We start from the raw sequence: 14,779 nt of genomic DNA, 5'->3' as shown, positions 1-14,779 counted from the left end.
ACGACCTGTCACCCCCACCCTCTGGCGGGGGCCTGGGGCGCAGCCCCAGTTTCGGGAAGGGGCGGGCCTGGGGAAAAGAACCCTTCCCCCACCCACCCGCGTCCTCAGATCCGGCGCGGCAGCGTCGACGCCAGGAGTGTCCGTACGCGGTCGTCCCGTATGTGCTCGACCGCCTCCTCGGCAGTCGTGCGCGGCGTGCTGTCAGGCTTCGACTCGGCGAGCAATCGCTCCAGCGCGGCGATCGCGCGCGGGTCCTGACGGACCGCAAGGCCGCGTGCCGCCTCCGCCACCACCTCCGGATCCGGGTCGTCGAGAAGCGCGGCGAGCGCGTCCCGCAGCGCGGGGGTGTCCGTGTCGAGTACGGCAAGTGCCGTTGTCGCCCAGTTGCGTACGTCCCTGTCCGCGTCCCCCGCCAGGGCGACGAGCCGCGCGACACCCTCCCCGTGCGAGGCGGGGACCAGCCCGCACAGGGCCACGGCGACGGCGCGTCGTACGCCGGTGTCCTGGTGGCCGGCGTGCCGGAGGATCTCGGGGAGGGCGGTGGGGTCCTGGTGCTGCCCGAGCGCCGCGACGACGGTTCGCAACGTCAGCGGCTCCTCGGCCTCGCGCGCCAACTCCCGCAGCAGCGGCACGCTGTGGGCCGCGTAGGGACGTACGGCTGACTCGTCCTGAGCCGGCCTGCCCTCCGTCCCCAACCGCCCCAGCACATCCGCCCCGAACGCCTGGCGCAATGGATTCGTTCTGTCGCCGCACCACATGGCCGCCGCCCGGAACGTCTCCTCGTCGTCGCGCCGGGCGAGCGCGGTCACCGACTCGGTCCAGTCGTCGTTGTCGGGGTCGCCGCAGCGCAGGGCGCGGGCGGCGAGCTCCGGGGCGGGCGCCGCGACGCCCAGGGACGTCTCCAGGAGGGTGACGATGGCCGCGTGGCCCGTCTGCTGGTCGTTGCCCGAGCTCGGGCGGCCGTCCTTGAGCAGTTGGACCTCGACGGTCACGCCGCCGTCCTCCGGGAAACGGTGGGTGACGTACTCATGGCCGGGCCCGTGCGTGCGCTCCAGGCCCGCCCGCAGCTCCGCCTCCACGTTCACGTTCAGCCAGCGCCGGGCCTCGGTCAGCGCCTCGGACCGGGCCCGCGCCCCGTGCACGAGCAGGGCGCGTACGCAGCCCGGGGAGCCGCGGCGTGCGACCGTGACCAGCGGGGGCTCGCCGGTGGGGCCCGGACGGTTCGGGTCTGCGCCGTTCGCGAGCAGCTCGGCCACCACGGGTGCGTGGCCGCGCTGGACAGCCCAGGTCAGGGCCGTGAACCCGCCCTCCTCCACCTGATCCGGCCGCGCCCCGGCCGCCAGCAGGGCGCGTACGACCTCGGTGTGCCCGCCGCACGCCGCCCCGCACAGCGGCGAGTCGGTGCCCGCGCTGAGGCGGTCCGGTGCCGCTCCGGCCGCCAGGAGGAGGCGTACGACACCGGGGTCGTCCGTCATGGCCGCCAGATACAGGGCCGTCTGGCCGTCCTCGTCCACCGATTCCGGACTCGCGCCCGCGCGCAGCTGCCGTACGACCGCGTCCTGGTCGGCCTCGTACACGGCGGTGAACAGACCGGCCGCCGGGTCTTGCGTGTTCATCCTTCGACCTTCGCCCGTCAGGCGCGTGTGGGGCAAAGCATTTCGCCGTGAACTACGTGACGTTGCCCATACGTCGCACTCGGCTAGGTATCGCACTCCAGCACCGTGCGGCACAGGGCGCAGCGGGCCCGCACCCGGCCCCGTACCGGTACCCGGATCCGTTGGTGGCAGGTCGGGCAGGGGAACGACACGCGCAGCGGGCCATGGGTGTCCGGGGTGAAGTCGTACGGGACTCCGACGGGACGGCCGTGGTGGTCCTGGGCGTGGCGGCGGTCCTTGGCGTAGCGGCGGCGGCCTGCCCAGCCGGCCGCGGTCAGCGGGGGCTGCTGCTCGTCGTGGCGGGCCCGCGCCATGCCCTTCGTGTACGCCGTGTACGCCTGCGGGCTGGTGAACCACGTCGAGGGATCCTCGGCGAAGACCAGCGACCGCTTGGCGAGGACGTATCCGAACTCCTCCGGAGTCAGATAGCCGAGCTTCTGTGAGGAGGCGCCGTCCTCGCGGAACGCGTCGAGCAGCAGCCAGCCCGCGCCCAGATACGTCGTCGCGGTGTCCGTGAGGATCTCGTTGTCCCGCGTGCCCGGAAACGACAGGTCCAGACGGTGCAGGTACACGTGCATGATCTCGTGTGCGAGGGCGGCGCCGATGTCCCTGCGGTGGGTGCGGAAGCGGTCGTTCAGCTCGATGAAGTACTCGGGGCCCGCGGCGAGTTCGACGTTCGCCGCATGGTGCATCTCGCGGAAGCTGACGATCATGCGGGCGTCCGGCAGCCGGAAGTGGTGGACCAGCTCGCGGGCCACGCGCTGAGTGCCCAGGTACAGGTCGTCATGATCGGCGAAGGCCACGTCGGCGGGGGCCACGCTGGTGTCGAAGGTGTGGATGGTGTCGTACGAGAGCCGCTTGTACAGCGCGGTGATCGCCGCCCGCACCGTGTCCAGGTGCGGGTAGCCATGCTCGACGGGACCGCCGTTCGCCACGCCCGCACCCCCCAAGAGGCCCTGACCCACATCCACGATAAGCCGTCGGCGACTGCGGGTGGGGGTCGAGGGTCCTTGGGCCGAGCCGTAGGGTGAACGCTCATGACCAACAGCAACAACGGAACCGGCGACGTGGACCCGGCCGTCCGCGCCGAGCTCGCCCGGCTGCGCGACAGCATCGACAACATCGACGCCGCCGTCGTCCACATGCTTGCCGAACGCTTCAAGTGCACCCAGCAGGTCGGCCACCTCAAGGCCGCCCACCAGTTGCCGCCCGCCGACTCGGCCCGCGAGGCCCACCAGATCGCCCGGCTGCGCCGGCTCGCGGAGAACGCCAAGCTCGACCCCGCGTTCGCCGAGAAGCTCCTCAATTTCATCATCGCCGAGGTCATCCGGCACCACGAGAGCATCGCCGACAACAAGAACAGCCACAACACAAATAGCCACAGAACAAGCAGTGACAACACAAGCAGTGACAACACAAGCAGTGCTCAGCACCAACAGCCACAGCCGTAGCCCGCGCGTCCTCAGTCGTCCCGACGCCAACTGCGTTTCCGGCAACGGTGTTTCAACCGGCTGACCCATTTCTCGCGCTTTTGTCCGCGCACCCCCTCGGCCTCGGGGCCGAAATGAGGCATCCTGCGCGGAGCACTCCTTGTCAGTTTGTGAGTACTCCCTGTCAGCCGGTTCGGGCACGATTCTGGTTGTCCAGAGCGAGGGGACTTCGCGCGATGCCGTCGGATGCCAAGATCCTCATCGTCGACGACCATGAGGAAACGCTCTACGCGCTGGAAAGCGCCCTGGCCCCGCTCGGCTACCGGCTGGCGCGCGCCACCAGCGGCGACGACGCCCTCAAGGAAGTCCTGCGCGGCCAGGTCGGCCTGCTCGTCCTCGATGTGCACATGCCCGACGTCAACGGCTTCGACGTCGTCCGCTACCTGCGCCGCCTGGAACAGACCCAGCACATCCCCGTCATCCTCGTCACCGGTTTCGGCCCGGACGCCGAGCTCACCACCACCGCTTTCCGGCTCGGCGTCGCCGACCTCGTGATGAAACCCATAGATCCCTGGGCGCTGCGCACCAAGGTGCGTTATCTGTACGACGCCCACCAGCGCTATCTGCGGATGACACAGGAGGTACGCGAACTCCGGGAGCTGGTAAAGGAGTTACCGCCTCCGAGCCAGACCCTCGAACCCGACTCGCGCCTCGACACCCACGTACCGCCACAGCGGCCGATCCTCCGCAAGCACGACCAGACCGCGTAGGACGACGTACGAGCACGAGGACCGCGCCCGTACGGCGCAGCCGACCGGAACCGGACCTCACCTGCGCTGCGCCCCATCCATCAGGCAGCATGTCCCCATGTCCGTACTGACGCGCGCCGAAGCGCAGACCCGTGCCCGGCTTCTCGACGTCCAGCGCTACCAGATCGAACTCGACCTGACGCGCGGCGACGAACTCTTCGACTCCCGCACCGTCATCCACTTCACGGTACGGAGCGATCTGGAGGCCGTGGACACCTTCGTCGAGCTCAAGCCCGCCGAGCTGCGCAAGGCCGCCCTCGACGGACACCTGCTCGACCTGGACACCCTGGACGAGAACCGGCTGCCCCTGAAGGACCTCACCCCGGGCGAGCACGAACTGCACATCGACGCCGTCATGCGCTACTCGCGCACCGGCGAGGGCATGCACCGCTTCACCGACCCCACCGACGGCGAAACGTACCTCTACACCCAGCTGTTCATGGACGACGTCCAGCGGGTCTTCGCCGCCTTCGACCAGCCTGACCTCAAAGCCGTCTTCGAACTGTCGATAAAGGCACCCGAAGACTGGACCGTCCTCGCCAACGGCATCACCGAGCACCAGGGTGACGGCTTGTGGAAGGCGGCCCCCACCCCGCTGATCTCCACCTACCTCGTCGCCGTCGCCGCCGGCCCCTGGCACTCGGTACGCACCGAACACCGCGGCCTGCCCTTCGGCATCCACTGCCGCCGCTCGCTGGCCCCTTACCTGGACGCCGACGCCGACGAACTCCTCACCATCACCCGCGGCTGCTTCGACCGCTACCACGAGAAGTTCGAGGAGCCCTACCCCTTCGACTCCTACGACCAGGCCTTCGTCCCCGAGTTCAACGCCGGCGCCATGGAGAACCCGGGCCTGGTCACCTTCCGCGACGAGTACGTCTTCCGCTCCGCCGTCACCGACACCGAACGGCAGACCCGCGCCGTGACCATCGCCCACGAAATGGCCCATATGTGGTTCGGTGATCTCGTCACCCTGCGCTGGTGGGACGACATCTGGCTGAACGAGTCGTTCGCCGAGTACATGGGCGTCCAGACCCTCATCGAAGCCACCCGGTTCAGCCGGACCTGGACCGCCTTCGGCGTCACCCGCAAACCCTGGGGCTACGAAGCCGACCAGCGGCCCTCCACCCACCCCGTCGCCCCCGACCCCGAAGCCGTCCCCGACACCGCCTCCGCGCTCCTCAACTTCGACGGCATCTCCTACGCCAAGGGCGCCTCCGCGCTGCGCCAACTCGTCGCCTGGCTCGGCGAGAAGGACTTCCTCGCCGGCATCAACACCCACTTCGCCCGGCACAAGTTCGCCAACGCCACCCTCGCCGACTTCATCGAATCCCTCGCCGACGGCACCGAGCGCGACGTCCACGCCTGGGCCGACTCCTGGCTGCGCACCACCGGAGTCGACACCCTCACCCCGAAGATCGGCCCCACCGGCAACGGCACCTGCACCCTGACCATCACCCAGGACGGCAGCCGCCCCCACCGCATCGCCGTCGGCCTCTACGACCGCGATCTCGGCGACGGGGGACGACTGAGCCTCCGCGAACGCCTCGAAGTCGACGTCCCGCAGAACGAACCGGCCCACCCCATCGGCAAACGCCCCGCCCTGCTTCTCCTCAACGACGCCGACCTCTCCTACGCCAAGATCCGATTCGATGCCGACTCCTTCGCGACCGTACGCGCCGAACTGTCCGCCCTGCCCGACCCGCTGACCCGCGCCGTCGTCTGGAACGCCCTGCGCGACTGCGTACGCGACGGGGAACTCGCCCCCACCGCCTACCTCGAGGCCGCCCGCACCCACCTGCCGCACGAGAGGGACCTCGCCCTCGTCCAGGGTGTCCTCGCCTTCGCCACGACCCAGGTCGCCGACCGCTACCTGCCCGCCCCGGACCGGCCCGCCGCCCTCACCACCCTCACCTCCCTGTGCCGCGACCTGATTCGCCGCACCGAGGACGGCTCCCACCCCGGGCTGCGCCTGACCGCCGTACGCCACTTCATCGACGCCGCCGCCCAACCGGACACGATCACCGCCTGGCTCTCGGAAGGCACCGTCCCCGGCGGCCCGGAACTCGACCCCGAACTGCGCTGGCGCATCCTCGGCCGCCTCTCCGTACTCGGCGCCATCGACGACGCCGTCATCGAGGCCGAACTCGTGCAGGACCCCAGCGCCACCGGCCAGGAAGGCGCCGCCCGCTGCCACGCCGCCCTCCCCGACCCCGAAGCCAAGCGCCAGGCCTGGGAGGCCATGTTCACCACCGACAACCTCTCCAACTACCTGTTCACCGCCACAGCCAAGGGCTTCTGGCAACCCGAACAGACCGACCTGGTCCGCGACTACGTCCCCCGCTACTTCAAGAACGCCCCGGCAGTGGCTGCCCGCCGAGGCCCCGCGATCGCCGAGGCAGCGGGCCGCTGGGCGTTCCCGATCCACGCGATCTCCACCGAGACACTCCGCCTGGGCAAGAAGTGCCTGACAAAGGGCAATCCGACACCGGCGCTGCACCGCAAGCTGGTGGACCAACTGGATGACATGGAGCGAGCGTTGAGGGTGAGGGAGGCGTAACGGCGCCTTTATGGGCAGGGCCGGTCATGGGCGCGGGGAACTGCGCGACAAGCCACGACGAACCCGCACTCGCCCACGAACCGAACGCACCACCTCTGTAGGCGCTCCGCTCAACCCGCGGAGCGCCCCGTACCCCCATTCGGGTAACGATCGTTGAGCCTCCGGGCGCGCAGCCCAACCCCCGCGCCCAACCCCGCGCCCCGGAGGACGACCATGAGCCCGCTCGCAACAGGCCCCGCATCGGACCTTGCCTCAGGCCCCCAAGGCCTTGCCGCCCTACGCCCGTTGCTCACAACGGTCCTCGACGCACTGCGCACCGGCGCCGCCGAAAGAAGAGGCCCACTCCCCACCGGGGGTCCCGAAACAGTCGCCGCACGCATACGCACCGTCCTGGGCGACCCCCTGCCCCAACACGGCGACCCGGACGCATTCCGCACCCTCGTCCACGCCTTCGCCGCAGGCGCCGCCGACCCCGCCGACCCCCTGTGCACCGCGCACCTCCACTGCCCGCCCCTCGCCGTAGCCACCGCCGCAGACCTCGCCGCCTCGGCCCTCAACCCATCCCTCGACTCCTGGGACCAGGCCCCCGCCGCCTCCGAGCTGGAAGCCCTGGTCACGGCAGCGCTCGCCAAGGAGGTGTACGGCAGACCGGCCGACGCCCTCGTCACCACCGGCGGCACCGAGTCCAACCAGCTCGCCCTCCTCCTCGCCCGTGAACTGAACGGCACCGTCCAGCTCGTCTGCGCGGAGAACGCCCACCACTCCCTCCGCCGCGCCACCTGGCTCCTGGGCCTCCCCGAACCCATCACCGTCCCGGCGCCCGGAGGCACGCTCGACCCCACCACCCTCGACGAAACCCTCACCAAGCTGCCGGGCCCTCTGATCGTCGCCGCCACCGCCGGCACCACCGACGCCGGACTCATCGACCCGCTGCCCGCCATCGCCGACGTCTGCCACACCCACGCGGCCCGCCTGCACATCGACGCCGCCTACGGCGGGGGCCTCCTCTTCAGCGACCGCCACCGCAGCAGACTCGACGGACTCGCCCGTGCCCACACCGTCGCCCTCGACCTGCACAAACTCGGCTGGCAGCCCATCGCCGCAGGCCTGATCGCCGTCAAGGACCCGGACGACCTCCGCGTACTGGAACACCAGGCCCACTACCTCAACGCCGACGACGACACCGAGGCCGGCCTCCCCGACCTCCTCGGCCGCTCCCTGCGTACGACCCGGCGCCCCGACGTCCTCAAGATCGCCGTCACCCTCAAATCCCTCGGCCGCGAAGGACTCGGCGCACTTGTCGACCAAGTCTGCGCCCACGCCCGCGAGTTCGCCCACCTCGTCGCGGCACACCCCGGCTTCGAGCTCTACGCACCGCCCAGCATCAGCACCGTCCTCTTCCGGCCCGCCCGCTGGTCCGACGACGCCGTCGCCGACGTACGCCGCACCCTCCTCACCCAGGGCCACGCCGTCCTCGGCCGCGCCCGCCCCGACGGCCGACTCTGGCTCAAAGCCACCCTGCTCAACCCGCACACCACAGCCGGCGACCTTGCCGCACTCCTGAAACTGGTGGAAGGACACACCTCCCGATGATCCCGACGCCCCGCCGCGCACCCCACGAACCCGAAGCACCCCGCGACCTGATCGGCATCGGCATCGGTCCCTTCAACCTCTCCCTGGCCGCCCTCGCCCACCCCCTCACCGAACTCGACACCGCCTTCTACGACCAACGCCCCGCCTTCGACTGGCACCCCGGCCTCCTCATCGACGGCGCCACCCTCCAAGTCCCCTTCCTCGCCGACCTGGTCACCCTCGCCGACCCCGTGAGCCCCTGGTCCTTCCTCAACTACCTCCGCAGCCGCGACCGCCTCTTCCCGTTCTACTTCGCCGAGCGTTTCCACATCCACCGCGCCGAATACGCCGCGTACTGCCGCTGGGTCAGCGACCACCTGCCCGGGCTCCACTTCGGTCACCAGATCGACGCCGTCCGCTGGAACCCCGAGCGGGATCTCTTCGAGATCGACTTCACCCGACGACTCGACCCCGACGGCCAAGGCGGCGAAGGCGGGGCGGCACACGGCCGTACGTACGCCAAGAACCTCGTTCTCGGCATCGGCACCGCCCCCCACATCCCCGAACCGCTCCGCCCCCTCGTCGAAGCCCCCGGCGTCCCCGTCATCCACGCCGCCGACTACCTCGAACACCGCGAACGGCTCCTCACCGCGGAACACATCACCGTCATCGGCTCAGGACAGTCCGGCGCCGAGGTTTACCTCGACCTCCTGCGCCGCCGCCCAGCCGGCCGCGAAAAGATCCACTGGCTCGCCCGAACCGAAGCGTTCGCCCCCATGGAGTACTCCAAACTCGGCCTCGAACACTTCACCCCCGACTACACGCGCTACTTCCACGCCCTGCCCGAACCGGTACGCGACCGGCTCGTCCCCGCCCAGTGGCAGCTCCACAAAGGCATCGACTCCGACACCATCGCGGCCATCCACGACGAGCTCTACCAGCGCACCCTCCACGGCGGCTGGCCCGACACCGTCCTCACCCCCGGCGTCCACGTCCGCACCGCAGGGCGTATCGCCAGGACGGCCATCGAGCTCCACCTCGAACACGTGCAGCAGGGCACCCGCACCCGCCTCACCACCGACGCCGTCGTCCTCGCCACCGGCTACCGCGAACGCCCCCTCGACCCACTCCTCGCCGGACTCGACCCCTACGTGAGCCGAGACGGCGCCGGACGCCCCCACATCGACGACCAGTACCGCCTCACCCTCGACCCGGCCGTCACGGGCGCCCTGTACGTCCAGAACGCCGAACTCCACACCCACGGCGTCGGCACCCCCGACCTCGGCCTCGCCGCCTGGCGCAGCGCCACCATCCTCAACTCCCTCACCGGCAAAGACCCCTATCCATTGCCGCGGCGCACGGCCTTCACCACCTTCGGCCTCGAAGGCAGGCGTGAAGAGAGGCCCGGCGAGAGGATCGAAGGCGGGATCACGGGAAAACGGGGGCACCGTCCCGCGTCAGCTTCCAGCCCACCGAAGCGAACTCCTTCGGGTCCAGCGTGCCCTTCTGAGTCACCCATTCCGCGATCCGCGTACGGATCTCCGTCGACTCGGACCACACTTCCGTAGCCGCTGCCACATGCGGGAACGCGCCGCCCCCATTGGCCCGGTAGTTGTTCACCGCGAGCACGAACTCCTGAGCGTCATCCAGCGCCGCACCCTCGTAGGAGAGGTTCTTGATCCGCGAACCGGCCGCCTGCGCGACATCGATCTCGTAGGTCAGCCCCGATACGTAGTCGTAGTTGTAGTCCGGGCGGCCACCCGCATTGGTCAGCTTCTCCACATCGACGGGTGCGCCCGCCGCCGTCTGCACGAAATACTCCGCCGAATACTCCAGATACGCCCGCACCTGCGCACCCGTCATCACCTTCGCGACCAGCGTGTTGTCGTACACGTACAGACTCGACAGGCCCCGGATGGTCACATCGCCGGCCGGGATCGCAGAGGTACGGGAGAAGGGCGACGCCTGCGCGATCACCGGCAGCGAGGCGTACTCCGTGCCCGCCAGCGCCGCCTTGACCACGTCCTCCTGGACCTTCGTGATCAAGTCGATGATCGGCGCGTCCTTGTAGCGGGCCTCGACCGTCGTCAGCGTCTCGGTCGCCGTCCCGACCACCTGATTCACATACGCCACCACGACGTCATGGTCGTCCTTCAGCAGCCTCGTGATCTCCGGATCATCTGCGACCGAGTTCGAGTTCAGCACCGAGGCCGTCACGGACTCGACCACCCATCGCCCCCCCTTGAAGACCAGCTCGAAATCGAAGAGAGACAACCGCTCCGCATACGCCAACGGCTCCGACAGCACCACGGTTTTCCCGGTCTTCTCGTTGGTGACCTTCAGCTCGGGAATCTCCACATGCGCGTGCCCCACGAGAATCGCGTCGATACCGGGCACCTGCTGCGCCACCAACGCCGCCGAGTTCTCGACATACGGCAACTGATCACCGTACGAAGACGTCCCCGACGACCCACTGTGCGCCGAAACGACCACCACGTCGGCACCCATCGAACGCAGCTTCGGCACCCACTTCGCCGCCTGCTCCTCAAGACCCGGGAACGTCAGCTTCCCCTGCACATACGCCTTGTCCCAGATCGCGATCCCCGGATTCGTCAGCCCCAGCACCGCCACCTTCACCGGCGGCAGACCCCGCACACGGAACGTCTTGAAGAAGTACGGCGGAAAAGCCGGCCGCAGCGTCTTCGCATCCAGCGCATTCGCACCCAGCAGCGGAAAGTCGCACTGCTCCTCGAACTTCCGCAATGTCTCGATGCCGTAATTGAACTCATGATTGCCGAGCGCCACCGCGTCATACCCGATCGCGTTCATCGCCTGCGCCATCGGATGCACGGGCCCGCCCTCGGCCGTGATCGGATCGACCTTCGCGTAGTAGTACGTCAGCGGAGTGCCCTGGATCGTGTCCCCCGCGTCCAGAAGCAGGGTGTTGCGGCGGCCCTTCTCCGCACGTATCTGGTTCACCAGGGTCGAAATACGGGCCAGGCCCTGCGCGTTGCCCGCCGAGTCGGTGTACTCCGCGTCCTTGAAGTAGTCCCAGTTGAAGACATGGCCGTGCAGATCCGTCGTGCCCATGACCGTCAACGCATACCGCTTCACCGGCTTCCCGCCCTTCTTCGTCGCAGCAGCCTCCGCAGCCCGTGCCGCCGGAGCCGCGACCGCACCGGTGAGCGCCACCCCCGCCCCGGTCACGGCGGACTTCTTCAGGAACTTCCGGCGGTTCAACGGCATGTCTCGTAACTCCTCGGGGGAACCGGTCACCTGTACGCATGGTCAACAACGCGCGTAGATTCTGACCCGATCATGACCAGCAGCAACAGACCCCTCAGGTTTCGATCTGATGACCGGCCAGTCCCAGAACCGGGCCACCGGTGACAGAGTGGGACGTATGACCACAGCCGCAGAGGAACCCCGGCCCGCAACCCCTTACGGCACACCGGAGGCACCACGCATCGCCGTCCGAGGCGAAGCCCAACTCGAAGTCGACCCCGAAATCGCTCGCATCGGCGTCACCGTCATGGCCCGCGGCACCGACCGCCGCTCCGCCCTCGACGACCTCACCCGCCGCAACGCCACCGCACTCGACCTGATCAAGACATACGGTCAGGCCGTCGAGCACCTGGAAACCGGCGCCTTCTCCATCAGCCCCGAACTCACCAAACACGGCCGCGGAGAACGCATCCGCGCCTACCACGGCCGCGTCCACACCACCGCCGAGCTCACCGACTTCACCGCACTGGGCGAACTGACAACACGGTTGGCGGACCTGGACCTCACCCGCGTCGACGGGCCCTTCTGGGCACTGCGCCCCAACTCACCCGCCTACCGCCAGGCTCGCCAGCAAGCAGTACGCGAAGCCGTCCAACGCGCCCGCGAATACGCCGAAGCACTCGGTACGACACTCGCGGCGCTGGTCGAACTCGCCGACATCGGCGCGGAAGACGGCGAGCGTTACGCAACTCTGAGCTCGAGTCGCATGCGCAGCGCCGGCTACGCCGCAGCCGCCGAAGACTCCACCGCCGCACCCCTGGACCTCGAACCCCAACGCCAACACGTCTACGCCCATGTCAATGCCCGCTTTACGATGGCGCCGCCGGAGCTCTGATAACTGGCTCAAATGCTCATCGGAGCGCCCCGGCGCACAATTCAACACTTGTCAATAGCCCTTCACGTAAAGGTCGTTGAGTAGTCATGCACGGCCAATTCCCTACCCACCGGTAAGCCCTAGGCTCGAAACCATGCGCCGAGCAAAGATTGTCTGCACCCTGGGCCCCGCCACAGACTCGTACGACCAGATCAAAGCACTGGTCGAAGCCGGAATGGACGTAGCCCGCTTCAACCTCAGCCACGGCAGCTACGCCGACCACGAGGAGCGCTACCAGCGTGTGCGAAAGGCCTCCGACGAGACCGGCCGCAGCGTCGGAATCCTCGCCGACCTTCAAGGCCCGAAGATCCGGCTCGGCCGCTTCAGCGAAGGCCCCGTACTCCTTGAACGCGGAGACACCTTCACCATCACCGTCGAAGACGGCGTCCAGGGTGACCGCCAGACCTGCGGCACCACATACGACGGACTCGCCGCCGACGTCACCACCGGCGAACGCATCCTCGTCGACGACGGAAAGGTCTGCCTCGAAGTCACCGCCGTCGACGGTCCCCGCGTCCACACCACCGTCGTCGAAGGCGGCATGGTCTCCGACAACAAGGGCCTGAACCTCCCCGGCGTCGCCGTCTCCGTCCCCGCCCTCTCCAAGAAGGACGAGGCCGACCTCCGCTGGGCCCTGCGCACCGGCTTCGACGTCATCGCCCTGTCCTTCGTCCGCAGCGGACGCGACATCCAGGACGTCCACCGGATCATGGACGAGGAGGGGCGCCGCCTCCCCGTCATCGCCAAGGTCGAAAAGCCCCAAGCCGTCGACAACATCGAAGACATCGTCGCCGCCTTCGACGCGATCATGGTCGCCCGAGGCGACCTGGGCGTTGAAATGCCGCTGGAGCAGGTCCCGATCGTCCAGAAGCGCGCGATCAAGCTGGCCAAGCGGAACGCCAAGCCGGTCATCGTCGCCACCCAGATGCTCGACTCGATGATCGACAACTCCCGCCCGACCCGCGCGGAAGCCTCCGACGTCGCCAACGCCGTCATCGACGGCACGGACGCGGTGATGCTCTCGGGCGAGACAAGCGTCGGCAAGTACCCGATCGAGACGGTCAGCACGATGTCCCGCATCGTCGAAGCGGCCGAGGAGGACATCCTCGCGAAGGGCCTGCCACCCCTGACCGAACGCAACAAGCCCCGCACCCAGGGCGGCGCCGTCGCCCGCGCGGCAGCCGAAATGGGCGACTTCCTGGGCGCAAAGTTCCTGGTCGCTTTCACGCAGAGCGGAGACACGGTCCGCCGCCTGTCCCGCTACCGCTCGCCGATCCCTCTCCTGGCCTTCACCCCCGACCCCGCCACCCGCTCCCAGTTGAACCTCACGTGGGGCGTCGAAACCTTCCTCGGCCCCCACGTCAACTCCACCGACGCAATGGTCGACCAGGTCGACGAACAGCTCCTCAAGATCGGCCGCTGCCAGAAGGGCGACATCGTCGTGATCACGGCCGGGTCACCGCCGGGCGTCTCGGGTTCGACGAACCTGGTCCGGGTGCATCACATTGGCGAGGACGACGCGCCCAAGTAGTGGGGCGCAGCAAAAAGCGGATGCTCACGACAACGTGAGCATCCGCTTCTTGATTGTGACCTTGGAATCTAAGGAAAAGTGCCCCGGGTCGGACTCGAACCGACACTGTATGGGTTTTGAATCCATTGCCTGCTGCCAATTGGGCTACCGGGGCCCAGTGAATCGAAGGTTTACCCCGACCCGCTGCCCGTCCACCATACCGCAGCTGGGTACCCTCTTGGAAAGCAGTACCTCTGCCCTGAACAAGGAGCCCCCGTGACCGCCCCCGAGTCGCCCCAGCCCGTAGACGCGCCCGACGACGACAAGTCGCACGTGCCTCCGCTGACGACCCGTGTCGTCATCGCTGAGGACGAGGCGCTGATTCGTCTCGACCTCAAGGAGATGCTCGAGGAGGAGGGCTACTCCGTGGTGGGGGAGGCGGGCGATGGCGAGCAGGCCGTCGAGCTGGCTCGCGAGCACCGTCCGGATCTGGTGATCCTCGATGTGAAGATGCCGAAGCTGGATGGGATCTCCGCCGCCGAGAAGATCGCTGAGGAGTCCATCGCCCCCGTGCTGATGCTGACCGCCTTCTCGCAGCGCGATCTCGTCGAGCGGGCCCGAGACGCCGGTGCGATGGCGTATCTCGTGAAGCCGTTCAGTAAGAGTGATGTGGTTCCGGCTATTGAGATGGCTGTCTCGCGCTTCACGGAGTTGAAGCAGTTGGAGAAGGAGATCGCCGATCTGACGCAGCGTTTGGAGACGCGTAAGTTGGTGGATCGTGCGAAGTCGGTTTTGCAGACGGAGTATGGGCTGACCGAGCCGGCGGCCTTCCGGTGGATTCAGAAGACGTCGATGGATCGTCGGATGTCGATGCAGCAGGTGGCTGAGGCGGTTATTCAGGACGCGGAGGAGAAGAAGGCCGCGAAGGACTGAGAGCTCGCGCACGCATATACGTGCATACGAAGAGGCCCGGGGCCCCCCCCGGGGGGGGGGGGGGGGGGGGGGCGGGGGGTAAATAAAAGCCCGGGGCTTTCCTGCTGTAAGGAGGGGCGTGGGGGTGGTGGCGTGCCGTGGGCGGAATAAA

General features: G+C 68.4%; 10 protein-coding genes, 1 tRNA gene and 1 pseudogene. 8 read left to right on the top strand and 4 right to left on the bottom strand.

The features are described from left to right. Nucleotides 1-104: 104 nt before the first annotated feature. Entirely contained in the window at nt 105-1,616 is a 1,512-nt protein-coding gene (locus tag ACFYO0_RS20735) for an ankyrin repeat domain-containing protein (protein WP_388677830.1), read from the bottom strand. An 83-nt stretch (nt 1,617-1,699) separates the two neighbouring features. Beyond that, nucleotides 1,700-2,590 (bottom strand): hypothetical protein, encoded by an 891-nt coding sequence (locus ACFYO0_RS20730; RefSeq protein WP_388677827.1) that lies wholly within the window; start codon nt 2,588-2,590, stop codon nt 1,700-1,702. Nucleotides 2,591-2,692: 102 nt separating this feature from the next. Between ACFYO0_RS20730 and ACFYO0_RS20725 the strand changes: the two genes are divergently transcribed. From ACFYO0_RS20725 to ACFYO0_RS20705, 5 genes and pseudogenes are all read left to right on the top strand, one after another. Next, a complete protein-coding gene (locus ACFYO0_RS20725; RefSeq protein WP_388677824.1) occupies nt 2,693-3,106 on the top strand; it encodes a chorismate mutase in 414 nt (137 codons plus the stop codon). A gap of 215 nt (nt 3,107-3,321) precedes the next feature. Continuing rightward, a complete protein-coding gene (locus ACFYO0_RS20720) occupies nt 3,322-3,855 on the top strand; it encodes a two-component system response regulator (RefSeq protein WP_388677822.1) in 534 nt (177 codons plus the stop codon). A gap of 97 nt (nt 3,856-3,952) precedes the next feature. Further along, nucleotides 3,953-6,454 (top strand): aminopeptidase N, encoded by a 2,502-nt coding sequence (pepN, locus tag ACFYO0_RS20715; RefSeq protein ID WP_388677819.1) that lies wholly within the window; start codon nt 3,953-3,955, stop codon nt 6,452-6,454. 213 nt (nt 6,455-6,667) lie between these two features. Beyond that, complete coding sequence (locus tag ACFYO0_RS20710; RefSeq protein ID WP_388677816.1) at nt 6,668-8,047, top strand: pyridoxal phosphate-dependent decarboxylase family protein; 1,380 nt, start codon at nt 6,668-6,670, stop codon at nt 8,045-8,047. Continuing rightward, nucleotides 8,044-9,417: pseudogene (locus ACFYO0_RS20705) on the top strand (lysine N(6)-hydroxylase/L-ornithine N(5)-oxygenase family protein); the annotation flags it as partial. The gene ACFYO0_RS20710 and the pseudogene ACFYO0_RS20705, both read left to right, overlap by 4 nt. A 37-nt stretch (nt 9,418-9,454) precedes the next feature. Here ACFYO0_RS20705 and ACFYO0_RS20700 read toward each other — a convergent pair. Then, nucleotides 9,455-11,272, bottom strand: a complete 1,818-nt coding sequence (locus ACFYO0_RS20700) for a bifunctional metallophosphatase/5'-nucleotidase (protein WP_388677813.1) — start codon at nt 11,270-11,272, stop codon at nt 9,455-9,457. Nucleotides 11,273-11,429: 157 nt separating this feature from the next. On the opposite strand from ACFYO0_RS20700, the gene ACFYO0_RS20695 reads away from it, so the two are divergent. Next, complete coding sequence (locus ACFYO0_RS20695) at nt 11,430-12,146, top strand: SIMPL domain-containing protein (protein ID WP_388677810.1); 717 nt, start codon at nt 11,430-11,432, stop codon at nt 12,144-12,146. Nucleotides 12,147-12,279: 133 nt separating this feature from the next. Further along, nucleotides 12,280-13,716 carry a pyruvate kinase gene (gene pyk, locus ACFYO0_RS20690; RefSeq protein ID WP_388677807.1) on the top strand — a complete coding sequence of 479 codons (1,437 nt, stop codon included), beginning with the start codon at nt 12,280-12,282 and terminating at the stop codon, nt 13,714-13,716. Nucleotides 13,717-13,795: 79 nt separating this feature from the next. Here pyk and ACFYO0_RS20685 read toward each other — a convergent pair. Further along, nucleotides 13,796-13,870 (bottom strand) — tRNA-Leu (locus ACFYO0_RS20685). A gap of 101 nt (nt 13,871-13,971) precedes the next feature. Here ACFYO0_RS20685 and ACFYO0_RS20680 point away from each other — a divergent pair. After that, entirely contained in the window at nt 13,972-14,628 is a 657-nt protein-coding gene (locus tag ACFYO0_RS20680) for an ANTAR domain-containing response regulator (protein ID WP_386345795.1), read from the top strand. Nucleotides 14,629-14,779 lie beyond the last annotated feature (151 nt).

Origin of the sequence: Streptomyces sp. NPDC006365 (assembly GCF_042870755.1) — a bacterium.
Classification (GTDB): domain Bacteria; phylum Actinomycetota; class Actinomycetes; order Streptomycetales; family Streptomycetaceae; genus Streptomyces; species Streptomyces xiangluensis.
This window is presented reverse-complemented; position numbering and strand designations above follow the sequence as displayed.

Bases quoted from the DNA above. Each gene is read 5' to 3' on its own strand.
- ACFYO0_RS20735 (WP_388677830.1), bottom strand. From the start codon at position 1,616: ATGAACACGCAAGACCCGGCGGCCGGTCTGTTCACCGCCGTGTACGAG.
- ACFYO0_RS20725 (WP_388677824.1), top strand. From the start codon at position 2,693: ATGACCAACAGCAACAACGGAACCGGCGACGTGGACCCGGCCGTCCGC.
- ACFYO0_RS20720 (WP_388677822.1), top strand. From the start codon at position 3,322: ATGCCGTCGGATGCCAAGATCCTCATCGTCGACGACCATGAGGAAACG.
- pepN (WP_388677819.1), top strand. From the start codon at position 3,953: ATGTCCGTACTGACGCGCGCCGAAGCGCAGACCCGTGCCCGGCTTCTC.
- ACFYO0_RS20710 (WP_388677816.1), top strand. From the start codon at position 6,668: ATGAGCCCGCTCGCAACAGGCCCCGCATCGGACCTTGCCTCAGGCCCC.
- ACFYO0_RS20700 (WP_388677813.1), bottom strand. From the start codon at position 11,272: ATGCCGTTGAACCGCCGGAAGTTCCTGAAGAAGTCCGCCGTGACCGGG.
- ACFYO0_RS20695 (WP_388677810.1), top strand. From the start codon at position 11,430: ATGACCACAGCCGCAGAGGAACCCCGGCCCGCAACCCCTTACGGCACA.
- pyk (WP_388677807.1), top strand. From the start codon at position 12,280: ATGCGCCGAGCAAAGATTGTCTGCACCCTGGGCCCCGCCACAGACTCG.